A 23,458-nucleotide genomic window follows, 5' to 3' on the forward strand; every position below is an offset into this window, starting at 1 on the left:
ATTCATGAACGGTACATCCACGATCGACACGTGGACATGGACGGTGTGGTTCGGTTTTGCTGGGTGGGTGCTGTCCTCCACCCGTAGCGGAGCGGCCTTCGCGGTCGCCGCCATGCTCTGCGTCCAGCTGGGCCTCGCCGTGTCCGTCGGCCTGTTCGACCGGATCGGTCCCGAGGGTGCGGCGTGGCTGCGGCTGGCGTGGGCGGGGGTGCTGCTGCTGGTCGTCGTCCGGCCGCGGCCGTCGTCGTTCCGCCGGTCCACCTTCCTGGCCTGCTGCGGGCTGGGCGTGGTCACGGCGGGGATGACCATGCTGTTCATGGCGGCCGTCGCCCGCCTCCCGCTCGGCACGGCCAGCGCGCTGGAGTTCCTCGGCCCGCTCACCGTGGCGGTGACGCGCGGCCGCGGCGGCAAGAAGCTGTGGCCGGTCCTCGCGGCGCTCGGCGTGGTGCTGCTGACCGAGCCGTGGCGGGGTGGCGCCGACCTGCTGGGTGTCGCTTACGCCCTCGCGTCGGCGGTGTGCTGGGCGGGCTACATCCTGCTGACGCAACGGGTCGGCGACGAGGTGGCGGGCGCGCGCGGGCTCGCCGTGTCGATGCCGGTGGCCGGGATCGTGGCGACCCTCGCCGCCGGGCCCGGGGTGTTCGGGCACCTGACCGGGGAGCTGCTGCTGGCCGGCCTCGGGCTCGCGATCCTGCTGCCGGTCGTCCCGTTCAGCCTGGAGATGCTCGCCCTGCGGCGGCTGAACACCTCGGCGTTCGGGACCTTGATGAGCCTGGAACCGGCCATCGCCCTGACGATCGGGCTCGTCGTGCTCCACCAGGTCCCGCACCTCACCGCGGCGGCAGGGGTGCTGTTCGTCGTGGCGGCCGGGATCGGCGCGGAGCGAACCGGCGCGCGCGAGCCGGTCGTCTCGTAGCCTCTCTCCCCCGGTGTGGGCCACGACACGAGTACCTGGGCACGATCGGCTGAGTGAAAAGGCATTCCCCGGGGTTCGCGATCTCCGCGCGGTCACCGCTTGTTAACTTCAGTGGTGGCAGGTCGGCAGGTGAAGGGGAAGGTCAGCACTTGAGCAACCCGTTGGTCGCGGAGACCAAGGATTCGACGACGGCGTACTCCGGGGTCTCCCTGCTGGAGTCGGCGGCCGACCTGAAATCCGCGATCGAAAGCGGCGACTGGGCCTCGGTCGCGATGGGCGCCGTCGGCACCGCTCTGGATGCCCTGTCGATGGCGATGGACCCCTTCGGCGCGATCCTCGCCGCGGGTGTCGGGTGGCTCATCGAGCACGTCGGACCGCTCAAAGAAGCCCTCAACGGCCTCACCGGCAACGCCGACGAGATCGCCGCCCAGTCCGAGACCTGGAGGAACGTCGCCACCGAGTTGGGCAGCATCGGCCAGGACCTGACCGGGATGGTCAAAACGGACGTCTCGTCCTGGACCGGCACCGCCGGGGACGCCTACCGCCAACGCGCACAGGACACCGTCGTTCTGCTGGAAACCGCCCAAAAGGGCTGCGAAGGCGCGTCCAGCGGTGTGAAGACCGCCGGTGAGGTCGTCGCGGCGGTGCGGGCGCTGGTCCGCGACATCATCGCCGAACTGGTAGGGCATCTGATCAGCTGGGCTCTGCAGGTGATCTTCACCCTCGGCATCGGGATGACGTGGGTGGTTCCGCAGGTGATCACCGCGGTCGCGAAGACCGCGTCGAAGATCGCCGACCTGACCAAGCGGCTGGTCAAGGCACTGCAGGCGCTGATCCCGCTGCTCAAGCGGGCCGGTGACCTGTTCTCCGACGCGGCGAAGGCGTTGAAGAACATCAAGCCGGGTAAGTCAGCGCCGCCGCCGAAGCACGCCGACATCAACGGCAACCCGAAGGGCCTCGACGGGCCCAACGGCAAGGGCGGCCCGGACGCGCCGCCGCCCAAGACCGACCCACCACCGAAGGGCGACGGCACCACGCCTTCGGGCGCGAAGGGCGACGACACCACCCCGTCCGGCGCCAAGACCGACCCACCACCCAAAACCGACCCACCGCCCGCGTCGAAGGGCCCCGACGACACGCCGAGGAGCCCCGACCCGACGCCGCCCCCGGCGTCGAAAGCCCCCGCCGACACGCCGAAGAACACGCCGAAGGGCAATCCCAAGGGCGACGGCTCGCGGATCAAGGACACCAACTCCAAGCCGGACGAACACAACACGCCGACCAAGGAGAAGACCGACTGCGGCGACCCGATCGACGTCGCGACCGGCGCCGTGATGCTCGTCCAGGAGGACGTCTCGCTGCCCGGCGCGCTGCCCCTCGTGGTCGAGCGCACGCACCTGTCCACCTACCGGGCGGGCCGGCTGTTCGGCCCCACCTGGGCCTCCACGCTGGACGAACGCCTCGAGATCGAACCGGACGGGCTGCACCTGGCGCTGGCCGACGGCACCCTGCTGCGCTACCCGGTCCCGGCCGGCGTGGCCGCGGTCGTCCCGGAGAGCGGCCCCTACCTGGCGCTGCGCCGGGTGCGGCACGGCTTCATCGTCGGTGACCCGCAGTCCGACCGCGTGCGCTACTTCGCGGGCCGTCCCGGGGACACCACCCTGCCGCTGCGCGCGGTCGTGGACGGCGCGAAGAACCGGATCGTGCTGCGCTACCGCGACGGCGTGCCGGTCGCGATCGAGCACTCCGGCGGCTACCGCGTCGAGATCGACAGCGCCGACGGCCTGGTCACGGCGTTGCGCGCCGCCGGCTCCCCCGTCCCGCTGGCCGAGTACCGCTACGACGCCGCGCGCCGGCTGGTCGAGGTCGTCGACGCGGTCGGCACCCCGCAGAAGTTCACCTACGACGCCGACGGCAGGCTCACGCGCTGGGACGACGTCAACGGCCGCTGGTACGGCTACGGCTACGACGCCCAGGGCCGCTGCGTGCGCGCCCAGGGCACCGGTGGCTACCTCGACACGACGCTGGCCTACGAGCCCGGCACCACGACCGTCACCGACTCCCTCGGGGCCGTCACCCGCTACCGGCTCGACGAGCGGCTGCGCGTGATCGGGTGGACCGACCCGCTGGGCCACACCACCAGCGCCGAGCGGGACCGCTTCGGGCGCGTGCTCGCCGAGACCGACGAGCTCGGCAACGTCACGCGCTGGGACTACGACGAGATCGGCAACCTCACCGCGGTGACCCGCCCCGACGGCAGCCGCATGGTGATCGGCTACGACGAGCGGCACCGGCCCGCCGTGGTGACCGGACCGGACGGCGCCGTCTGGCGCTACGAGTACGACCGCCGCGGCAGCCTCGCCCGCACCGTCGACCCGACCGGCGCCGCGACCGCCTACACCTACGACCCCTTCACCGGCACCGTCGACTCGGTGACCGACGCCCTCGGCGGGGTCACCCGGATCCAGGCCAACGCCGCCGGGCTCCCCCTGCTCGTCACCGAGCCGGACGGCGCCGTGTGGCGGTACGGCTACGACGCGCTCGGCAACACCAGCAGCGTGACCGACCCGCTGGGCAACACCACCACCATGGTCAGCGACGCCGCCGGCCACCTCGTGCAGGCACGCGACGCCGACGGCGCCCTCGAACGGTTCGCGTCGACGGCGCAGGGCAGCTTCGAGGAGCGGACGGACCCGCGCGGGGGCGTCACCCGCATCGAGTACGCCCAGTTCGACCTGCCGGTCAGCGAGCGGGGCCCCGACGGCGGCACGCTGACCTACGGCTACGACACCGAGCTGCGGCTCACCTCCATCGCCAACGAACGCGGCCTGGTGTGGCGCTACGAGTACGACGACGCGGGCCGGAAGGTCGCCGAAACCGACTACAACGGCCGTGTCCTGCGCTTCGGCTACGACCCCGCGGGGCGGCTCGTGCTCCGCACCAACGGCGCCGGGCAGACCATCACCCTCGAACGCGACAGCGTGGGCCGGGTCGTGCGGCGCAGCAGCGCCGACGAGGTCGCCGTGTTCACCTACGACGGGGCCGACCGGATGCTGTCGGCGGCCAACGCGCACAGCGAGGTCCGGTTCACCTACGACGCGCTCGGCCGTGTGGTGGCCGAGTCGATCAACGGGCGGGTGGTGCACTTCCGCTACGACGCCCTCGGCCGCCGCGTGGCCCGCCGGACGCCCTCGGGCGCGGAGTCGGTGGTCGGCTACGACACCGGCGCCCGCCCGGCCGTGCTGAGCACCGCCGGGCGCACCCTGCGGTTCGGCTACGACGCCGCGGGCCGGGAGACGGTCCGCACGCTGCTGGGCGGCGCGGGCCCGGTGGCGGAACTGCGCCAGGACTGGACGCCCACCGGGCAGCTGTCGGCGCAGACGGTACTCCGCGGCCCGGAAACGCTGCAGCGGCGCGAATACGGCTACCTGCCCGACGGCTACCTCGCCGGCGTCACCGACCTGATCTCCGGGCCGCGCACCCTCGACGTCGACCCGGCCGGGCGGGTGCGCGCGGTGCGGGGCCCGCGCTGGCAGGAGAACTACGACTACGACGTGACCGGAGCCGTCACCGGGGCCGGCTGGACCGGCGCGCCCCAGGCCAGTGGACCTCGCGCCTACACCGGCACCCTGCTCACCGCCGCCGGCGCCACCCGCTACACCCACGACGGGGAAGGGCGCGTCGTCGCCCGCGAACGCGGCGGGCAGCGGTGGACCTACGAGTGGAGCGCGGAGAACCGGCTACTGGGCGTGCGCACGCCGGACGGCACGGTGTGGCGCTACCGCTACGACGCGTTCGGCCGCCGGATCGCCAAGCAGCGCCTGGACGCCACCGGCGCGGTAGCCGAGCAGGTCGAATTCGCCTGGGACGGGCAGCTGCCCGCCGAGCAGGTCCACAGTGCACCGGGCCGGCCGCCGGTCGCCACCGTGTGGGAGTACGCGCCCGGCGAGCGGCTCCCGCTCACGCAGACCGAACGCGTCCTCGGCGCGGGTGGTGCCGACCGGTTCCACGCGATCGTCTCCGACCTGGTCGGGGCGCCCGCGGAACTGGTCGACGACACCGGCGCGCTCGCCGGGCACCTGCACACCGCGTTGTGGGGCCCGGCCGTGTCGGCCGGCGGAACGGCGAGCACCCCGCTGCGGTTCCCGGGCCAGTACCACGACCCCGAGACCGGGCTGCACTACAACCGGTACCGCTACTACGATCCCGAGACCGGGCGGTACCTCTCCCACGACCCGCTGGGCCTGACCCCGGCGCCGGATTCCCTGGCCTACGTCGGCAACCCGACCGCCATGGTCGACCCGCTCGGCCTCGCGCCGCAGCGGACCACGCCGTGCCAGAAGGCAGCCAACCGCCACAACCCCTACGCCCGGGGCAACGACGGGCCTTCGAAGAGCAACCGCAAGTACCCGGAGAGCACCTACGGCGACCGGGACGCCGAGCGCAAGCGCCTCGACGACAAGTACGACTTCAAGATCGACGGCAACAAGACGCACCAGTCCGAGCACGCCGGCGGTTACGACATCCTGAGCGACAACGGCGGCGCGAAGGGCTCGCGGTCGGACAAGGCCAACAAGCCCTTGGAGAACAACGCCAACGCGTACTACGAGGACTTCGCCAACCACCGGTACCACCCGGGCACGGGCAAGGGCGGCGCCAACCACGAATCCGGGTTCACCAAGGGCGACGTCCGGGACTCGCCGGACACGACGAAGGACGACAAGCTCGGGTACGACGACCGGCTCGGTTCGTACCGGAACGCGCAGCGCAACGCCATCGAGGCCAACGACCCGAGCACCGCGGTGCAGCTCAACCAGCTCGGTTACGGGCACCAGCAAGGCTTCCAGAACTCGAACACCATCAAGGCGGGCTACGACAACCCGCACAGCTTCTCGGACCAGGTCTACCACGGGAACGACAAGAACCACGTCCACCACGAAGACCACCCCTTGTACGACAAGGACAAGGCGGACGCGGCGAAGACCGAGCAGGACCGGCGGGACGCGATCAAGAACGACCCGAACCACCCGGACCGCGCGGCCTACGACGCCGAGCAGAAGCGGATGGCCATCGCCGACGACTCGTACCACAAGATGGTCGACGACATGAAGCAGAGCGGCGAGGGCATGCGGTACAACCCGCAGGCCGGCCAGGCGGTCCCGACCGGCGGGCACGCGGTGGACGGCAGCGGGCACGTGACCACCAAGCCGATCGACAAGTGGGACGCGGCCGAGATGCACGGCGCCCGCGACGCGGCGCGCACGGGCGAATGGCCGGGCTACGGCGGTTTCTACAAGAACCCGACGGCCGCGGACTGGGCCGCCCTCGAGCGCGGCGAACTGGACCCGCCGGAGCTCAAGGCGATCAAGGACGAAGACATGATGGACCTCACCCCGTGAGCGCCGCTCCCGCGCGGGGAGCCGGCCGGTGACGTCGGACGGCGCCGTCTTGCCGGACGTGCTCGCCGAGGGGCTGCACGTGGTGTTCGTCGGCATCAACCCCGGCCTCAGCTCGGCGGCGGCCGGGCACAGCTTCCACACGCCGGGCAACCGGTTCTGGCCCGCCCTGCACCGCTCCGGCTTCACCCCGCGGCAGCTGCGTGCGGAGGAGGAGCGGCTCCTGCTGGACTGGGGACTCGGCATCACCAGCCTCGTCCGCCGCCCGACCGCCCGCGCCGCCCAGCTGACCCGCGACGAGCTGATCGCGGGCGGGCAGGACCTGGCCGGACGCGTCCGGGCGATCCGGCCGCGCTGGCTGGCGATGCTGGGCGTGACCGGCTACCGGGTGGCGTTCGGGGCGCCCACGGCCCGGCTCGGCCCCCAGACCGCGACGATCGGCGGCGCCCGAGTGTGGATCGTGCCCAACCCCAGCGGCCTCAACGCCCACTACCCACCCGAGGCACTGGCGGTCGAGTTCGCCCGGATGCGAGCGGCCGCGGGAGTGCCCGACCGCTCCGCCATCCTCGGCGACGGCCCGTTCCCGGACCCCGCACCCCGATAGACCCCGGCGCACCCGCCGCGTCGTCAGCTACACGGCTTCCCATCGACCGAGAAGGCCGCCGGATTCGCGTTCGTCCCCGTGTAGCTGCCGTTGAAGCCGATCGAGACCGACTCGCCCGGGGCCGGCGAGCCGTTCCACGGCATCGCCGTCGCGGTCACGTCCGCGCCGGTCTGGGCCCACGTCGCCGACCAGCCCTGCGCCACCTTCTGGTTGCCCGGGAAGGTGAAGCCCAGCTTCCAGCCGGACCACGCCGCCGAGCCGGTGTTCTTCACCGTGACCGTGGCCGTGAAACCGCCGTTCCACGTGTTCGCCGCGTACGTCACCGCGCAGCCGCCCGCCGGGGTCGCCGGCCGGGTGGTGAACTGCGTGGCCGGCGAGTCCGGGCTCGTCAGGCCCGCGCCGTTGCGGGCCACCACGACCACGGTGTACGCGGTCGACGGCGAGAGGCCCGTCAGGGTCGCCGCCGTGCCGGTGACCGTCGTGAGGACCGTGCGGGTCGAGCCGGTCACGCGGACCACGTCGTACCCCGTGACGCCGCTCTCCGCATCCGTGGACGCCGCCCACGTCAGCGTGGCGCCGCTGCCCGACACCGCGGAGGCGGCGGGCGCACCCGGCGCGGCCGGGGCGGTCGTGTCCACAGTGGACGCCGACTTCTCCGCGGTCCAGCCGGCCAGCCAGGCGAGCGCCGCGTTCCAGTTGACCGCGACCTCGTTCACCGAGTACGCCTGGATGTCGTCGACGAAGCAGCGCTGGGGCGCGCACCCGGTGAGCAGCCGCGCCGCGGTCGGGTCCTGCAGGCCGCTGTTCGGCCCACCGGACAACGCGCCGGGCGGGGCGGTCGGCAGCGACGCGTCCAGCTGGTGCGCCCAGAACCGGTGGTGCACGTTCGACACCGGCTGGTCGCCGTGGCCGGAGACGTAGGAGTAGTTCGCCGGGTTGCGGCCGAGCAGGTAGTCCAGCGCCGCGAACGCGCCGTCGCGGTACTTGTCCTGCTTCGTGAAGTCGTACGCCAGCGCGAGCACCACTCCGTTGTTGGCCACCAGGCCGTTGGAGCCCCACTCGTACGATCCGTCGGCCGTGCGGTAGGGCGCCGGGTACCCCATGGCCGCCATCTGCGTCAGGTGGCTGTCGGCGGTCGTGGTGAGCGCCGTCCGGATCGCCGCGACGTCCGCCGCGGGCAGGTCGGTCGGCACGACCGCGAGCGTGATGTCGCCGAGCGCGCCCGTCGAGGCCCAGTCGAAGCCGTGCGTGGTGAAGCTCTTCCCGCGGTAGAGCGACGACCCGGTGACGTCGGTGCGGTAGGCGCTCTTCCCGGTGGTGGTGAACAGTTCCGCGGCGGCCCAGTAGAACTCGTCGGTCACGGTGTTGTCGCTGTAGGTGCCGCCGCCGGTCCCGTCGTTCGGGTCGGCCAGGACGTTCGGGTTGGCCTTCGCCGCCGCGTACGCCTTCTCGGCCGCCGCGAGCAGCTTCGCCGAGTACGTCGCGTCGATGGTCCGCCACAGCCGGGACGCCTGCGCCGCGACCGCGGCCATGTTCAGCGTCGCGGCCGTGCTCGGCGCCGAAAGCCGGCGCGGCTGGCTGTCCTGGTCGGGCCGGGTGGGCAGCGACGTCCACTGCGCGTCGTGGATCTTGTGGTGCACCATGCCCGCGGCCGGCTTGCCGTCCGGCACCTGCATGGCGAGCAGGAAGTCGACCTCCCAGCGGGCTTCGTCGAGGATGTCGGGCACGCCGTTGGCCCGTTCCGGGATCGCCAGCTTCCCGTCGCCGAGCGCGCTCGCGTCGCCCAGCCGCAGCGCGCGCTCGTACTCGTCGAGCAGTTCCCACGCCGCGATGCCGCCGTTGACGACGTACTTGCCGTGGTCGCCCGCGTCGTACCAGCCGCCGCGCACGTCGAGGGTGTAGCCGCAGTTCAGGTCCGACCGGCAGGGAACGGCATTGTCCCCCTGGTTCGGCGCCACGTTCACGTGCCCGGCCGGACGCGCGTAGGCGGCACCGGCGTAGGCGGCGTCGATCGCGATCCCGCTGCGCTGGTGGTAGAAGAACGCCAGCGAGTCGGAGCGCAGCTTCCGCGGTCCGGCGGCGGAGATGTCGAAGGGGAAGCTGGTCTCGGAGCCGACGCTCAGCGTGTACCCGGTTCCCGCGGTGTCGTAGGAAGAGAAGTCGATTTCGTGCACGTTCTCGCCGGAAGCCGCGTCGGCGCCGCGCGGCCGGGTCTGGCCGGTGGCCACGGCGGTCCCGGCGGCGTTCTTCACCGTCCAGGTCAGCGGCGAGGTCGAGTCGCTGATCAGCGTGGCCCGCTTGGGCAGGCCGGGCACGTAGCTCTCCTGGTTCACCCGGATGCCGCTGGTGGGCGGCAGGCCGCCGGGCGGGACGACCCCGCCGACGAGGGAGATGTTGTCCAGGCAGACGGTGTTGGCGGCGGCCTGGCCGCCGAACCAGAACGCCAGCTGGCCGTTGCCGGCCGCGGGGAAGTCCAATGTGGACGTGAAGGTGACCGTGAAGTGCTGGGTCGCGGGGGTGACCGTGAGGTCGGTCCGCGAGATCTGCCGGTAGGGCGACACGGCCTCACCGGCGACGGCGGAGATCTGCTGGGTGGTCGTCGCGTGCGCGTCGAAGGTCAGGGTGTACGGCTGCCCCGCCTCGAACGGCACCCCGTTCTGGCCGGACAGCGCGTCGTACCCGTTGGCCGTGCCGCCGGGGACGTCGGTGCAGAACTCGCCGCCGGTGACGCGGCCGGTCGTGCCCGCGCCGGCCCACCACGGGTCGGCGGTACCGCCGGAGAAGGTGCCGTTGAGCAGGCGCTCGTAGTCCGCGGCCGACGCGGGTGCGGCGCCGCCGGCCACCCCGAGCGCCACCGCGACCAGCAGGGCCAGGCCGGCCCGCGACTTTCGTGCCCGCATTCGCCATCTCCTCGTCGTCGTTGCCGTGTGATGGTGTGCCGCACTGAGAGCGCTCCCAGGAGAAGGTAACGGGTCCCCGGCATTCTTGGCAATCACCGGTGAAACTTTCGAAGGCGTGCCCGGAAACCGATCTCGCGCAAGGTCTTTGCTCGCCGGTTCCGGTGTGGTTTCATCGGGAAGCGGCCCGCTCTGAGAGCGCTCCCGGCAGCTTCCCGCACCCGACGAATCCGCTTGGGGTTCACGGTTGAATTGTTCACGCTAACAGCGTCATCCGGAAAGGCCCGCCCATGAAACCGACTTCGCGTTCCCTGTCCCGCGCAGCGCTCGCTTCGACGCTGCTGGCGGCCACCCTCGGTGCGTCACTGCTGCTCGCCACCTCCGCCGGCGCGGCCACGACGCTCGGGGCGTCGGCCGCCCAGACGGGCCGGTACTTCGGCACCGCCGTCTCGGCCGGGAAGCTCGGCGACTCGACCTACGCGGGCATCCTGAGCCGCGAGTTCAGCATGGTGACGGCCGAGAACGAGATGAAGTGGGACGCCACCGAGCCGAACCAGAACCAGTTCAGCTACGGGAACGGCGACCGCATCCTCAACCAGGCGGTGAGCAACGGCCAGCGGGTCCGCGGGCACGCGCTGCTGTGGCACCAGCAGCAACCGGGCTGGGCCCAGAGCCTCAGCGGCTCCGCCCTGCGCCAGGCCGCGATCAACCACGTCACCCAGGTCGCCACCCACTACAAGGGCAAGGTCTACGCCTGGGACGTCGTCAACGAGGCCTTCGCCGACGGGGGTGGCGGTGGCCGGCGCGACTCCAGCCTGCAGCGCACCGGCAACGACTGGATCGAAGCCGCGTTCCGCGCCGCGCGAGCCGCCGACCCCGGCGCGAAGCTCTGCTACAACGACTACAACACCGACGGCGTCAACGCGAAGAGCACCGGCGTCTACAACATGGTGCAGGACTTCAAGTCCCGCGGCGTCCCGATCGACTGCGTCGGCTTCCAGTCCCACCTCTCCAACTCCGCGCCGGGCGACTACCAGGCCAACCTGCAGCGGTTCGCCAACCTCGGCGTCGAGGTCCAGATCACCGAGCTGGACATCTCCGGCTCCAACCAGGCAGCCGTCTACGGCACCGTGACGCGCGCCTGCATGGCCGTCGCGCAGTGCGCCGGCATCACGGTCTGGGGCATCCGCGACAGCGATTCCTGGCGCACCGGCGAGAACCCGCTCCTGTTCGACAACAACGGGAACAAGAAGGCCGCCTACACCAGCGTCCTCGACGCCCTGAACGCCGGAGGCTCGACCACCACGCCGACCACGCCGACCACCCCGACGACGCCCACCACCCCCACCACGACGACCACCACGCCCCAGCCCGGCGGGTGCAGCGCGTCGATCTCCCTCAACTCGTGGAACGGCGGATTCGTGGCCACGGTGAAGGTCACCGCCGGCTCCACCGCGCTCAACGGCTGGTCGGTGGCGACGAACCTGCCCTCCGGCGCGGCGGTCACCAACGGCTGGAGCGCCACCAACAGCGGCACCAGCGGCGCCGTGACCTGGACGAACGTCGGCTACAACGGCAGCGTCGCGGCCGGGCAGTCCACCGAGTTCGGATTCCAGGGCACCGGCAGCGCCGACGGCATCACGTCGGCCTGCGCGGCGCGCTGATCCCTTCATCCACTGTGGACAGAGGTCGAGCGGGACCGGGTACCCGCTAGGCCGTTCGGACCAGGCCCGCCGCCACCGGCTCGGGGGCGGCGGGCTCGCCGAGCTTCTCGCCCTTCCGATACCCCCCGAAGATCAGGCCGAGCACCAGGATCGCGAGGATGGCCAGCAGGACCCACAGCCACACGGACTTGCGCACGAAGCTTCCCCTTTTCGAAAGGCCCGACCACGGAGGCGGATCACGGTACCGCCCGACCCGCTTGACCGCGCAGCGAAGTGGGTAACCTTCCGGCCATGGGCGCATGGGGCAAGCGACTCGTCGCGATCGCGGTGGCAGTGGTGCTGGTGGCCGTGGTGGCGCTCGTCGCGTCGGCGCTTCACCTGTTGCCCCAGCTGCGCAACCCGTTCGCCGAGAAGACCGAAGAGCGCTCGGGTCCGGTGCTGCTGCAGTCGATCGTGGAGCTGTCGCGCTACGAGGCGGCCAGCGGTTCGTTCCAGGTGGTCGTCGACATCAAGACCAGCTCGATCCTGCCCAGCTTCCTCGTGGGCAGCGACACGCTGTTCATCGGCGTCGGCACGGACAACGCCTACGTGGACTTCTCGCGGCTGAAGGGCAACGCGGTCCAGATCTCCGACGACCGGCTGTCCGCCACGATCACCTTGGGGCACGCCCAGCTGGAGCCGGCCACGCTGGACACCAAGGAGTCCTACGTCTACGCGCAGCAGCAGGGCCTGTTCACCCGGATCAACGACTTCCTCAGCGGGAACCCGAACTCGCAGCAGGCGCTCTACCAGCTCGCCCAGAAGCAGATCGAGGGCGCGGCCGCGAAGAGCACGCTGATCGCCGACGCGGAGCGGAACACCAAGACGATGCTGATCGGCCTGCTGCAGTCGCTCGGCTTCAAGAACGTCGTGGTGAACTACGCCGACAACACGGGCTGACCCGAGCGCCCCAAGGTGGCCTTGGTTGCGCTCAACGCACCGAAGGCCGCCTTGGGTGCGTCTCACGCACCGAAGGCCACATTGGGGCGCTCCCGCCCGGGCCGGGCACCGGTCACTGGTGCAGGCGCTGGGCCCAGTCCTCGGGCACCCGCTCGGCCGGCCCCGGCGCGTTCTGGGTGAGCGGACGGTGCGCCGGACCGGCGAGTGCCGGGCCGGACTCGTACATCGCCTGCTCGCCGTAGTCCCAGAACCACTCTTCGCCGGGCTCGAAGCTGCGCACGAACCGGTGCCCCGAGGCCGCGGCGTGGGCGCTCGCGTGCTGCCCCGGCGAGGAGTCGCAGCAGCCGATGTGGCCGCACTCGGCGCAGCGCCGGAGGTGGAACCACCAGCCCTGCGGGTCGGCGGCGTCGCAGTCCGCGCAGCCCGTGCCGCTGGGTGGCACCGAGGGATCTACGCCTTGCATGCGAACTCCTCTGGTCGGAGGGGGCGGGCGGTGCCGCGGATCATGCCCGACTGTAATCCGAACCCCCATCACGCGCTCCCGGCGACCACCCCCGCCGGGTCCGTCAGGTCGACGTCGCGGCTTTCGCGCAGGACGAGCACGCACAGCACCGTGACGAGGCAGCAGGCCGCGATCACCGCGGAGATCACGCCCGTGCCCGCGCCGGCCACGGCCGCGAACACCACCGGGCCGATGCCCGCCCCGAGCCCGGCGATCTGGTAGCCGAGCGACGCGCCGGTGTAGCGGGTGCGGGTGGCGAACAGCTCCGTGTACAGCGCGGCCAGCGGCCCGTACATCGCCGGGTGCGCGACCGACTGGCCCAGCACGACCCCCAGCGTCAGCAGCCCGGCCGAGCCGCTGTCGATCAGCGGGAACAGCAGGAACCCGACGACGGCGGTGGCCACCGCCCCGGCGATGACGACGGGACGGCGCCCGATCCGGTCGGACAGCGCCGAGTAGCCGATGATGCCGATCACCGCGCCGACCGAGGACACGGTGATCGCGTTGAGCACGGTCTGGCGCGTGAAGCCCGCGTGGACGGCGTAGGACAGGACGTACGTGGTGAGCGTGCCCTGCGCGACGAAGGCGCCGAAGCCCACGCCGATCGCCAGGAGCAGGTTCTTCGGGTGGCGGCGCAGCACCTCCAGCAGCGGCGCCCCGGCGGACCGGCCGGCCGTGGCGAACACCGGCGTCTCGTCGACCTTCAGCCGGATGAACAGGCCGATGGCGAGCAGCACGACGCTGAGCAGGAACGGCACGCGCCAGCCCCACGAGAGGAACTGCGCGTCGGTGGTCACCGCGCCCATCAGCGTGAGCAGCAGCGTCGAGACCACCATCCCGCTGGGTGCCCCGGCGTTGGTGAAGCTCGCCCACAGCCCGCGGCGGCTGGTCGCGTGCTCGGCCGACATCAGCACCGCGCCGCCCCACTCGCCGCCGACGGCGACACCTTGGAGCACGCGCAGCACGATCAGCAGCACCGGCGCCCACACCCCGATCTGCGCGTAGGTGGGCAGGACGCCGATCAACGTGCTCGCGATGCCCATCATCGACATCGTGATCACGAGCATCCGCTTGCGCCCCAGCAGGTCGCCGAAGTGCCCGAAGATGATCCCGCCGAGCGGCCGCGCCAGGTAGCCGGTGGTGAAGGTGCCGAGGCTGGCGATCGTGCCGAGCACCGGGTCCAGGTTCGAGAAGAACACCTTGTTGAACACCACCGCGGACGCGGTGGCGTAGAGGAGGAAGTCGTAGTACTCGATCACGCTGCCGAAGTAGCTGGAGAACACCGCGCGGCGCAGCTGCGCCCGCGAGCGGAGGTTTTCTGCCATCGCGTCCTGCCTCGTCGCCGACCCCGCGTGACCCGCGTCACGCCGCGACGAACGTTAAGCACTTTGATGACTACCGTCAAGACACTGCCCAACATCAGCGGGGCTTATATGCTCGCGGCGTGAGTGATCTGGCCGTCTCCGCCGCCGAAGGCATCGGCGCGGACACCCCGCGTCCGCAGACGCTGCTGCTCACGTTCTTCGGCGGCCACGTCCTCGACCGCGGGATCCACGTCGCCACCGCGAACGTGCTCGACGTGCTCGAACGGGTCGGCGTCTCCGAGCACGCCACCCGGTCCACCCTGAGCCGGATGGCCCGGCGCGGGCTGCTGCACCGGGTGCGCCGCGGGCGGCACGTCTACGTCGGCCTCACCGAACGGTCGCGGGCGATCCTCCACGACGGCGAGCGGCGCATCTGGCACGCGGGCGCGGTGAACCGGCAGTGGGACGGCACCTGGACACTGCTCGGGTTCTCGATGCCCGAGTCGTGGCAGCGCCAGCGCCACGCCCTGCGCTCGCGGCTGCTGTGGGCGGGCTTCGGCAGCCTGCAGGGCGGCCTGTGGATCGCCCCGGGCGAGGTCGACCCGGTCCCGCTGCTCGACGGCCTCGGCGCCGACGGTCACGTCAAGGTGTTCCAGGCCCGCGCGCTGCCGCCCACGGAGGTCGCCGGGATCGTCCGGGAGGCGTGGGACACCGAGCGGCTGGCCGGGCACTACCGGGCGTTCCTGGCCCGCTGGCAGGACCCCGAGGCCCAGGCGCCGGACAGCCTCGCCCGCGACCTGCTCCTGGAGTCCGACTGGCTGCAGACCATCCGCACCGACCCTCGCCTGCCGCGCGAACACCTGCCGGCGGACTGGCCCGCGGAGCCGGCCCAGGAGTTGTTCTACGCGCTCAGCAAGGAGCTGCGCCCGGCGGCCCGCACCATCACGGCCGACCTCCTCGACTCGATCACCGACGAGCAAGCCGACGCCTGACCCGGGAAGCGAGCGGCGCGCTCCCCGGGTCAGGCGGCGGTCCACCTCAGTGGGTGCAGGCGAAACTCGAAGCCCGGGCCGGATCACCGCCCCGGTAGCGGGGCCAGTCCGGGTACGCGCAGAGCGGCCGGGTGCGGGCGTGGGTCGTGTCCGCCACCACCGGGTTCGACGGCGCCTGGCCCCGGTCGACCCAGCGCTCGAGCGCCGTCAGCGAATCCCACGCCGCCGCGACCGCCGGTGTGCCGAAGTTCGCGTGGTTCGCTCCCGGCACGAGGTAGTACCGCAGGAAGGCGTCCGTCGTCCGCGGGCCCGCCACCTTGCGCACCCGCTCGTAGTAGTCGCTGGTCGAGTAGGGCGAAACGAGCTCGTCCGCAGCTCCGTGGAGCAGGATCAGCTTGCCGCCGGCCCGGGCGAACGGGCGCAGGTCCGCGTTGTTGCGGTCCTCCACTGTGGACAGCTCGCTGATCCGGCCGAGCCACTTCCCGGGGTGCCGGGGATCCACGTCGAGCGAGTCGTACGCCGGGTCCCGGGTCAGGAAGTACTTGACCCACTGGTCCCAGTACTGCATCCCGTAGCCGCTCGTCACCGGCATGGGATTCGCCGGCGCGGTGGTGCCGAACCCGAGGAACGGGGTCCGCATGTCCGCTCCCGACAGGAACGGGAAGCCCGGGTACTGCGTTTCGCCGCTGGCGATCCGGTACGGCCACCGGAACGGCGTGGACATCGCGGTCACCGCCCCGATCTGGGGATCCGAAAGACACGTCGGACCGGTGTCGGCTCCGCCCGGGCAGCGCAGCGAGCGAGGATCGAAGTGGCACCCGCCCGGGTTCGAGACGACCTTGTCCTCGATGCCGTCCAAGCCGTCACACGCGCTGATGACGCTGGTGTAGAGGAGCGTCTGCTTGTCGACGCCGGGGAAAGCACCGGGGCGCGACAGGACCTGGGTCAGGTACCCCAGATCCAGGATCTCGGCGAGGTTGTTCCAAGCCGGGTAGGCCGCAATCACGCCGTCGAACGCGGTCGGCCACCGCTGGGCCACGTTGAGCGCCTCGCGACCACCCGTCGATCCTCCCGCGAAGAACACCTCGGTGGGCATCGCCCGGTAGCCGTGCCGGATGAGGAACAGGCTCGCGTCGCGGGTCTTCTTGAGGGCGTCACCGGCCGCGAAGTTCCGCAGGGCCTCGTCGTTCGCGCCGAACGACCCGTCCAGGGACGGCGGAGCCGCCGGGTTCTGCTGGTGGCCGGAGTCGCTCGCGAACGTCGCGTACCCCCGCGCCAGCGGCACCGGCTGGTCCGCCGGACCGAACGGCACGTTCGACGCCGGGTCGGGGATCGTGCCGTTGTAGCCGCCGCCCCCGAACATCAGCGCCCGGTGGTTCCATTCGGACGGCAGGTCGAGACGCATCTTGATGGCGGGCGCGGCCGGGTCGACGGGGAAGAGGTCGGCGTCGACCCGGCAGAACCGGATCGTCTTGCCGCTGACGACTGCGCTCGTGTCCGAAGCCGCCGTGACGCGGCCGCCGGTCGTCGGCAGGCTCATGACCGACGCCGGGATCTCCAGCTGGTTCAACGCGGCGCACGCGGGCGCCGCCACCGTGGTCGCGGAAGCCGGTCCGGCCACCGCGGTCGCCACCAGGAGCGTCATCGCCGGCACCGCAAGCCGGCGGGTCGTCTGCTTCATTCCGGCCTCACTTCCCGGCGTAGAGGTGCGCGCCCGGGATGGCGTTCGGGTCGTTCCGGACTTCGGCGGGGTTGGTCTCCGGCAGGAACCACGCGCTGGCGAAGGTGATCAACCCCATCAGCGTGATGTAGCCGGCGACGGCCGTGGTGCTCCCGGTGTTCGCGATGAGCGCCGTCATCAGGAACGGCGTGCCGCCGCTGACGATGATCGCCGAGAGCTGGTAGGCCAGCGACGCGCCCGAGTACCGGACGCGCGGGGCGAAGAGCTCGCCGAGGAAGCTCGCGATCGGGCCGTAGGTCATGGTCTGGAACACGAAACCCACCGTCACCGCGACGAAGATCAGCGGCAGCGACGCGGTGCCGACGAGCCCGAAGTACGGGAAGCCCCAGACGGCGACCCCCAGGCCGCCGATCAGGATCAGCGGCCGGCGGCCGAGCTTGTCCGAGAGGTGCCCGGACCACGGGATGACCACCAGCATCGCCACCGAAGCGAGCAGCACGACCGTGAGCAGGGAGTCGCGCTTGAGCCCGAGAGAACCGGTGCCGTAGCTCAGGAGCCCGGAGATGCTGACGTAGAACAGGCTGTTGGTGGCGGACAGGAGCCCGCAGCCGAGCAGGATGGTGCCCCACCTGCTGCGCAGGACCTGGGCCAGCGGGGCCCGGACCACCGCCTCGCCGGGCTTCGCCGTTTCCCGTTGCAGCTCACGGAACTCCGGCGTGTCTTCGACCTTGGCCTGGATGTAGAGCACCACCGAGAACATCACGACGCTGAGCAGGAACGGGATGCGCCAGCCCCAGCTGAGGAACGCGGCGTCCGGCATCAGGGCGCTGGCCCCCACGAAGATCAGGTTCGAGAGGATCACGGCGACGGGAACGCTGGTCTGCCCGAACGTCCCGGCGAAGCCGCGCCGCTTGGGGCCGGCGGACTCGGTGAGCAGGAGCATGATGCCGCCCCACTGGCCGCCGGTGGCGAGCCCCTGCACGAAGCGCAGCACGACCAGCAGGATCGGGGCCAGCGCTCCCACACTGGACGCGGTGGGCAGGCAGCCGATCAGGAAGGTCGCGGCCCCCATGACCGCCAGGCACGCGACGACGACCGGCTTGCGCCCGTACTTGTCCCCGAGGTGCCCGGCGAGCACACCGCCGATGGGCCGCGCCACGAAGCCGGCCCAGAACGTGCTGAAGGCGAGCAGGGTCCCGGTCAGCGCCGAGGAGTGCGGGAAGAACACCTTGGGGAACACCAAGGCGGCCGCGGTGCCGTAGAGGAAGAAGTCGTACCACTCGATCGAGCTGCCGACGAGCCCCGCGGCCAGCAGCTTGCGGAAGGCCCGGCGCCGGACCGGGGACGAGCCGGCGTCGGCGTGGCCGGACTGTCCTTCGGGTTGGGTGAGGGGAATTGCCATGGATGCCGCCTTCGTCGTTGAGCGCAGCCCGGTGATGGCGGTCATGTTAGGGCGCCGTTACGCTGAGGGTTGAGGTGTGGACCATCCACTCCTGCCGCCGGATCGGTGGCGCTTTCGTCCACCGGCAGCCGAGGAGGGAGGGCACTGTGGCCAGCGGATCCGGTTCGGCGGAGACGCGGCGGCAGCGGGAGCTGGCGTCGTTGTACGCGACCGTCAAGTCGCTCACCGCGCTCGGCGAGCTCGACGAGGTCCTGCAGTCGATCGTCCACCACGCCCACGACCTGATCGGCACCGACTTCACCTACCTTTCGCTCGTCGGCGCGGACGGCAGGCTTTCGGCCCGTGCGTCGGAGGGCACGGTCTCCCCCACGTTCCTCGCGGCGGCCATCCCGGCCGGGGTGGGGCTCGGCGGCAAGGTGCTGGCCTCCCGGAGCCCGCACTGGGTGCGCGACTACGCCGCTTCGGCCGTGATCGAGCACGACCCGGACTTCGACCGCCTGGTCACCACCGAGAAACTCGTCGCCCTGCTCGGTGTTCCCCTGGTCATCCGGGGTGAAGCGGTGGGCGCCCTGTTCGCCGCGGACCGCTCCGAGCGGTCCTTCCAGGCCGACGAGATCGCGTTGCTGAACGCGTTCGCCGACCACGCCGCGGTCGCGCTCGACAATGCCCGCCTCTATGAAGCGAGCCGGACCGCCTTGCAGGAACTGCAGGTGGCGTACCGGAAGAGTGAACGGGCCCAAGCGATCCACGAAGCGCTGACGGGTGCCGTGCTGGGCGGCGGGACCCCGGGCGACGTCGCGCAGCTCCTCGCCGACCAGCTCGCCGGCAGCGTCACGCTCCTCGACCACACCGGCACCGCCGTCGTCCGCCGGGATTCGGCGTCGAGCCCGTGCCCCGCGCCGGCGGAGGCCGACCTGGCCGGCGCCGTCGAGGACGCCCGGCGCTCGGGCCGCTGCACGGTTTCGGCCGGCGAGGGCGGTGCCGCCCTCAGCGTCGCCGCGATCCAGGCGGGCGACAGCTACCTGGGCGCGCTGGCGTGGAGCCGGCCGCCCGCCGGCGGCCACGACGTCCCGGACGCGATGGACCTGCGCACCCTCGAACGCGCCACCCACATCCTCGGGCTGCTCATCCTCAAGGAGCGGGCCGTCGCCGACGCCGGCGAGCGGCTGAGCGGAGAGCTCCTGACCGAGCTCATGCTCGGCGGTCCCGGGATCAGCACGGCCCAGCGCGCCCGCACCCGCGCCCGCAACATCGACGTCGACGGCCTGGACCTGGTCGTCGTCGCGGACTCCCCCACCGTGGCGCCGACCGATCTCGCGCGTCACCTGCACGACATCGCGCGCACCCGCGCCGGGCTGGCGGGCGAGCACCTGGGCCGGGCCACCCTGATCCTCCCCGGCGGGGACGACGAGCGGACCGTCGAGGAAGTCCACAGTGGACTGCGCCGCACCCTCGGCGGCCCGCTCGTCGTCATCGGGGAACGCGCGGTCGACCACGACTGGTCCCGCGCCTTTTCCCTCGCCCGGCGCTGCGCGGCGGTGGTGCGCGCGCTCGGGCACACCGACCTGGGCGCCACCACGCGCCCCTACGCGTTGTACGCCATGGTCTTCGACCCCGAGCGGGCCGGCGAGCTCGACCGCTTCCTCACCGCCTCCATCGGTTCCCTCCTCGACCACGACGAGCGGCGGGGCACCGGCCTCGTCGAAACCCTCAGCGCCTACTACGCCCACCACGCCAACGTCGCGGCGACGGCCCGGGCGTTGCACCTGCACGTCAACACGTTGCTCAAGCGGCTGGACCGGGCCGGCACCGTCCTCGGCCTCGACTGGCGCCGCGAGAACGACCTGGAACTGCGGCTCGGGCTCCGGCTGCACGAGCTCCGGGCGAGGACCGCCGCGTCGTGAGGCGCCTCGGGTGTACTGACCCGTGAGGTCGCCGCCGCGCGCCTGAGGTTCCTCGACGGTTGTCGTCGGACGAAGTGAAAGGGTCATTCACCGCATCGGCGCAGCCGGGAGCGACGCACGACGCTAGGCGATCCGCGCCGAGTCCCGCAGGGCGATCTTCGAGAGCTTGCCGGTGCCCGTCTTCGGCAACGTCGCCAGGAAGACGAACTCGTCGGGCAGCCACCACTTGGCGACCATCGGCGTGATGTGGCGCAGGAGCTCCTCGGCCGTCGCGGCGCTGCCTTCGCGCAGGGCGACGTACGCGACGGGACGTTCCATCCACCGCGGGTCCGGCCGGGCGATCACCGCGACTTCGACGACGTCGGGGTGCGAAGCGATGGCGCCTTCGAGCTCGACCGACGAGATCCACTCGCCGCCGGACTTGATGAGGTCCTTCATCCGGTCCACGAGCCGCAGGTAGCCTTCGGCGTCGATGGTGGCCAGGTCGCCGGTGCGCAGCCAGCCGTCGTCGGTGAAGCTGCCGGCGGCGCCGACCCGGTAGTAGCCGCCCGCCACCCACGGGCCGGCCACCTGGACCTCGCCGACGGCCTCGCCGTCGCGCGGCAGCTCCCGGCCCGTCTCGACGTCCGCGATCCGCACGTTCACCAGCGGCAGCGGCTGGCCCTGGGCGGCCCGCACGGCCAGCTGCTCGGCCTCGCTCATGTCCCGGTGCTGGGTGCGCGTCCCCCCGATGACCCCGACGGGACTGATTTCGGTCATCCCCCAGGAATGCGTGAGGGGGACGCCGAGCGCGGCGCGGTAGGTCTCCGACAGCGCCGGCGGGACGGCGGAGCCGCCGCCGAGCAGGAACCGCGTGGCACTCAGGTCGTACTCCGCCAGGTGGGGAGCCAGGCTCGTCCAGACGGTGGGGACCGCCCCGGCCACGGTCACCCGTTCGGCCGCCATCAACCCCAGCAGGTGAGCCGGGTCCGAGGACGCGCCGGGGAGCACCAACGCGGCGCCGGCCATCATCGCGCCGTAGGGCAGGCCCCAGGCGTTGGCGTGGAACATCGGCACGATCGGCAGCACGACGTCGCTCTCGCTGATGCCGATCAGGCCGGCCGCGAGCGTGCCCAGGCAGTGCAGGACCGTCGAGCGGTGGCTGTAGAGCACACCCTTCGGCGGCCCCGTCGTCCCGGACGTGTAACACAGCCCGGACGCCAGGTGCTCGTCCGCGAGCGCGAACGCGTCCTCGAACGACCCCGCGTACGGCTCGGCCGCGGTGATCAGCTCGTCGTAGTGCGAGATGCGGGGGTCCGCCGGGATCTCGGTGTCGGTGCCGTCGGGCAGCACCACCCAGTGCCGCACCAGCGGCAGCCGCCCGACGCTCGGCCAGATCCGCGGGAGCAGCCCGCGGTCGACGAACACGACGTCGTCCTCGGCGTGGTTCACGATGTACTCGAGGTGCTCCGCCGACAGCCGGATGTTGATGGAGTGCAGCACCCGCTTGGTGGCCGGCACCCCGAGGTAGAGCTCCAGGTGGCGCCGGCTGTTGCTCGCGAAGGTGGCGACCCGGGCACCGGCCGGGACGCCGAGGGCGTCGAGCGCGGTGGCGAGGCGCCGGGTGTGGTGGGCGACCTCGGCGTAGGTCAGCCGCTCGGAACCGGCCGTCACGACCGGCTTGTGCGCGAACAGCCGCTCCGCGCGGTCGAGGATGTGGGCGATGGTCAGCGGCCGCGGCTGCATCAGCCCGTCGAGGGCGCCGCCTCCGGGGACGCGCGCTGGGTCAGGCATGGGCGTGCTCTTTCGGTCGGCGGGCCCGGCCCGGAGAGGGGCCCGGCTCTCGGTGCGCGTGTCACTCTAAGTGCGCTTTGCAGCGGAGAAGAGGTCAGAATCTTCCACTGATCGCGCCATTCCGGCGGTGGTTGATCACACCACCGGCCGCCCGGTGTCCCTCCGGCCGTGCCGATGCACGCCCATCCGCAGAGGTGTCGAAACTCCTCACAACCGTTGCCCGGCAACAAACTTTCGTACATCCGTCAGGTGACGGATGTCTGCATCGCGTGCGTGACGAAGCATTGCGCTACGGAGTCCGACGCTCCGGACCTCGACGCCGAGGAGGAGCGATGTTCCGTGCTACCACCGTCTCCACCGTCGTGATCTTCGTTCTCGCCATCAACCTGCGGCCGGCCGTGACCAGCTTGGGCGCCGCCCTGCCGGACATCTCCGTCGCCGGTGCCCTCGTCGCCGCGGTGCTCGTCGCGTTGCCCCTGTGGGCGATCGGCCTGGGTGGCTGGGCGACACCGTGGCTGTGCGGCCGGGTGGGAACGCACCGGACCGTCACCGTGGCCCTCCTCGGGCTGGTGGTGTCGCTGGCCGGCCGGGTCCTCGGGGGCCCGGTACCGCTCCTGGCCGGGACGGCGCTCGCGTGCCTGTCCATCGCCGTGCTCGGCACCATGCTGCCGCTGCTGGCCAACGGATCCGCCGCCTTCACCCTCGGGCTCGGGCTGGGCAGCACGGCCGGGGCGCTGGTCACCCCGGCCGTGGTGATGTCGTCGTCGTGGCGGATCGCCCTCGGTCTCTGGGCGGTCGTGGCCCTGCTCGCCCAGCAGGTGTGGCGACGCACCCCCGGCGAGTTCGTCCCCCCGCGAACGGCCTCCGGGTGGGTGCCCGCCTCCGCTCTGACCATCCACTTCGGACTCATTTCGACGGTGACGTTCCTGGTCATGGGCTGGCTCCCGGGCATCCTGCGCGACGCGGGTGTCCCGCCGGCGACCGCCGGTGCGTGCCTCGCGCTGTCGATGGCCATGGGACTGCCCATGATGTGGCTGGTGCCGGGCTGGACGCGCCGGTGGCGCAACCAGACGCTGCTCGTCGTCGTCCTGGCCGTGCCCAACGTCATCGGGGTGACCGGCCTGCTCCTCGCGCCGGCCACCGCGCCCTGGCTGTGGGCCGCCGCCACCGGCACGGGCATGGGCGCCCTGGCGTTCGCCCTGACGACGATCTCGTTGCGCAGCAAGGGCAGCTCGCTGGCGCTGTCGGCCGGAGTCCAGGGCGTGGGTTACGTCATCGCCGGCTTCGGCGTGCTGGCCTGCGGCTGGCTGCACACCTACACCAGCGCCTGGCGGACGCCGCTGGTGCTGGTGCTGGCGATCCTGCTCGGCCAGGTCGTCAGCGGGCACCTGTCCGTGACCCGCCGGACTCCGTCGCTGTCGGTTCCGGGCCCGCTCGCCGTGCTTCCCCCGCGGAACGCTCCGGAGGTCGGGGTCTGACGCTGC

At 71.9% G+C, this 23,458-nt stretch carries 15 protein-coding genes; 8 read left to right on the forward strand and 7 right to left on the reverse strand.

Going from position 1 to position 23,458, the window contains the following annotated elements:
- Positions 1 to 67 precede the first annotated feature (67 nt).
- The 3 genes from ACZ4TR_RS43265 to mug all read left to right on the forward strand — a co-directional run bounded on the left by ACZ4TR_RS43265 (position 68) and on the right by mug (position 6,916).
- Positions 68 to 916: an EamA family transporter gene (locus ACZ4TR_RS43265; protein ID WP_465294159.1), complete on the forward strand. Its 849-nt coding sequence runs from the start codon at positions 68 to 70 to the stop codon at positions 914 to 916.
- Between the two features lie 149 nt (positions 917 to 1,065).
- Entirely contained in the window at positions 1,066 to 6,315 is a 5,250-nt protein-coding gene (locus ACZ4TR_RS43270) for an RHS repeat-associated core domain-containing protein (RefSeq protein ID WP_465294161.1), read from the forward strand.
- 28 nt (positions 6,316 to 6,343) lie between these two features.
- On the forward strand, positions 6,344 to 6,916 hold the full coding sequence (mug, locus tag ACZ4TR_RS43275; protein ID WP_465294163.1) for a G/U mismatch-specific DNA glycosylase: 573 nt from the start codon (positions 6,344 to 6,346) through the stop codon (positions 6,914 to 6,916).
- A gap of 23 nt (positions 6,917 to 6,939) precedes the next feature.
- Here the strand turns inward: mug and ACZ4TR_RS43280 are convergent, their stop codons facing one another.
- A complete protein-coding gene (locus ACZ4TR_RS43280; RefSeq protein ID WP_465294165.1) occupies positions 6,940 to 9,816 on the reverse strand; it encodes a glycoside hydrolase family 9 protein in 2,877 nt (958 codons plus the stop codon).
- Positions 9,817 to 10,103: 287 nt separating this feature from the next.
- Here ACZ4TR_RS43280 and ACZ4TR_RS43285 point away from each other — a divergent pair, with 287 nt between their 5' ends.
- Complete coding sequence (locus ACZ4TR_RS43285) at positions 10,104 to 11,477, forward strand: glycoside hydrolase family 10 protein (RefSeq protein ID WP_465294166.1); 1,374 nt, start codon at positions 10,104 to 10,106, stop codon at positions 11,475 to 11,477.
- Positions 11,478 to 11,523: 46 nt separating this feature from the next.
- On the opposite strand, the gene ACZ4TR_RS43290 is transcribed toward ACZ4TR_RS43285, so the two are convergent.
- Positions 11,524 to 11,673 (reverse strand): hypothetical protein, encoded by a 150-nt coding sequence (locus ACZ4TR_RS43290; RefSeq protein WP_364526693.1) that lies wholly within the window; start codon positions 11,671 to 11,673, stop codon positions 11,524 to 11,526.
- 95 nt (positions 11,674 to 11,768) lie between these two features.
- On the opposite strand from ACZ4TR_RS43290, the gene ACZ4TR_RS43295 reads away from it, so the two are divergent.
- On the forward strand, positions 11,769 to 12,416 hold the full coding sequence (locus ACZ4TR_RS43295) for a DUF4230 domain-containing protein (RefSeq protein ID WP_364526695.1): 648 nt from the start codon (positions 11,769 to 11,771) through the stop codon (positions 12,414 to 12,416).
- Between the two features lie 112 nt (positions 12,417 to 12,528).
- On the opposite strand, the gene ACZ4TR_RS43300 is transcribed toward ACZ4TR_RS43295, so the two are convergent.
- Both ACZ4TR_RS43300 and ACZ4TR_RS43305 read right to left on the reverse strand, forming a co-directional pair.
- Positions 12,529 to 12,879 (reverse strand): UBP-type zinc finger domain-containing protein, encoded by a 351-nt coding sequence (locus tag ACZ4TR_RS43300; protein WP_465294168.1) that lies wholly within the window; start codon positions 12,877 to 12,879, stop codon positions 12,529 to 12,531.
- 68 nt (positions 12,880 to 12,947) lie between these two features.
- On the reverse strand, positions 12,948 to 14,243 hold the full coding sequence (locus ACZ4TR_RS43305; RefSeq protein WP_465294170.1) for an MFS transporter: 1,296 nt from the start codon (positions 14,241 to 14,243) through the stop codon (positions 12,948 to 12,950).
- A gap of 119 nt (positions 14,244 to 14,362) precedes the next feature.
- Here ACZ4TR_RS43305 and ACZ4TR_RS43310 point away from each other — a divergent pair, with 119 nt between their 5' ends.
- The gene (locus ACZ4TR_RS43310; RefSeq protein ID WP_364526701.1) at positions 14,363 to 15,214 is read left to right on the forward strand and encodes a PaaX family transcriptional regulator; all 852 of its coding nucleotides are present in this window, start codon (positions 14,363 to 14,365) and stop codon (positions 15,212 to 15,214) included.
- Between the two features lie 46 nt (positions 15,215 to 15,260).
- Here the strand turns inward: ACZ4TR_RS43310 and ACZ4TR_RS43315 are convergent, their stop codons facing one another.
- Together ACZ4TR_RS43315 and ACZ4TR_RS43320 are read right to left on the reverse strand one after the other, a co-directional pair.
- The gene (locus ACZ4TR_RS43315) at positions 15,261 to 16,895 is read right to left on the reverse strand and encodes a tannase/feruloyl esterase family alpha/beta hydrolase (RefSeq protein WP_465294172.1); all 1,635 of its coding nucleotides are present in this window, start codon (positions 16,893 to 16,895) and stop codon (positions 15,261 to 15,263) included.
- A 7-nt stretch (positions 16,896 to 16,902) separates the two neighbouring features.
- Positions 16,903 to 18,297: an MFS transporter gene (locus ACZ4TR_RS43320; protein WP_364526705.1), complete on the reverse strand. Its 1,395-nt coding sequence runs from the start codon at positions 18,295 to 18,297 to the stop codon at positions 16,903 to 16,905.
- Between the two features lie 146 nt (positions 18,298 to 18,443).
- Between ACZ4TR_RS43320 and ACZ4TR_RS43325 the strand changes: the two genes are divergently transcribed.
- The gene (locus ACZ4TR_RS43325) at positions 18,444 to 20,201 is read left to right on the forward strand and encodes a helix-turn-helix domain-containing protein (RefSeq protein ID WP_465294174.1); all 1,758 of its coding nucleotides are present in this window, start codon (positions 18,444 to 18,446) and stop codon (positions 20,199 to 20,201) included.
- Positions 20,202 to 20,324: 123 nt separating this feature from the next.
- Here ACZ4TR_RS43325 and ACZ4TR_RS43330 read toward each other — a convergent pair whose 3' ends face one another.
- A complete protein-coding gene (locus tag ACZ4TR_RS43330) occupies positions 20,325 to 21,974 on the reverse strand; it encodes a long-chain fatty acid--CoA ligase (protein WP_465294176.1) in 1,650 nt (549 codons plus the stop codon).
- Positions 21,975 to 22,306: 332 nt separating this feature from the next.
- Between ACZ4TR_RS43330 and ACZ4TR_RS43335 the strand changes: the two genes are divergently transcribed.
- Positions 22,307 to 23,452: an MFS transporter gene (locus tag ACZ4TR_RS43335; RefSeq protein WP_364525347.1), complete on the forward strand. Its 1,146-nt coding sequence runs from the start codon at positions 22,307 to 22,309 to the stop codon at positions 23,450 to 23,452.
- The last annotated feature ends 6 nt before the right edge of the window (positions 23,453 to 23,458 follow it).

Source organism: Amycolatopsis sp. NPDC028719, from assembly GCF_055565395.1.

Excerpts from the sequence above, each read along its gene's own strand:
- ACZ4TR_RS43330 (WP_465294176.1), bottom strand. The coding sequence starts at position 21,974 with ATGCCTGACCCAGCGCGCGTCCCCGGAGGCGGCGCCCTCGACGGGCTG.
- ACZ4TR_RS43320 (WP_364526705.1), bottom strand. The coding sequence starts at position 18,297 with ATGGCAATTCCCCTCACCCAACCCGAAGGACAGTCCGGCCACGCCGAC.
- ACZ4TR_RS43285 (WP_465294166.1), top strand. The coding sequence starts at position 10,104 with ATGAAACCGACTTCGCGTTCCCTGTCCCGCGCAGCGCTCGCTTCGACG.
- ACZ4TR_RS43300 (WP_465294168.1), bottom strand. The coding sequence starts at position 12,879 with ATGCAAGGCGTAGATCCCTCGGTGCCACCCAGCGGCACGGGCTGCGCG.
- ACZ4TR_RS43280 (WP_465294165.1), bottom strand. The coding sequence starts at position 9,816 with ATGCGGGCACGAAAGTCGCGGGCCGGCCTGGCCCTGCTGGTCGCGGTG.
- ACZ4TR_RS43295 (WP_364526695.1), top strand. The coding sequence starts at position 11,769 with ATGGGCGCATGGGGCAAGCGACTCGTCGCGATCGCGGTGGCAGTGGTG.
- ACZ4TR_RS43335 (WP_364525347.1), top strand. The coding sequence starts at position 22,307 with ATGTTCCGTGCTACCACCGTCTCCACCGTCGTGATCTTCGTTCTCGCC.
- ACZ4TR_RS43305 (WP_465294170.1), bottom strand. The coding sequence starts at position 14,243 with ATGGCAGAAAACCTCCGCTCGCGGGCGCAGCTGCGCCGCGCGGTGTTC.
- ACZ4TR_RS43315 (WP_465294172.1), bottom strand. The coding sequence starts at position 16,895 with ATGAAGCAGACGACCCGCCGGCTTGCGGTGCCGGCGATGACGCTCCTG.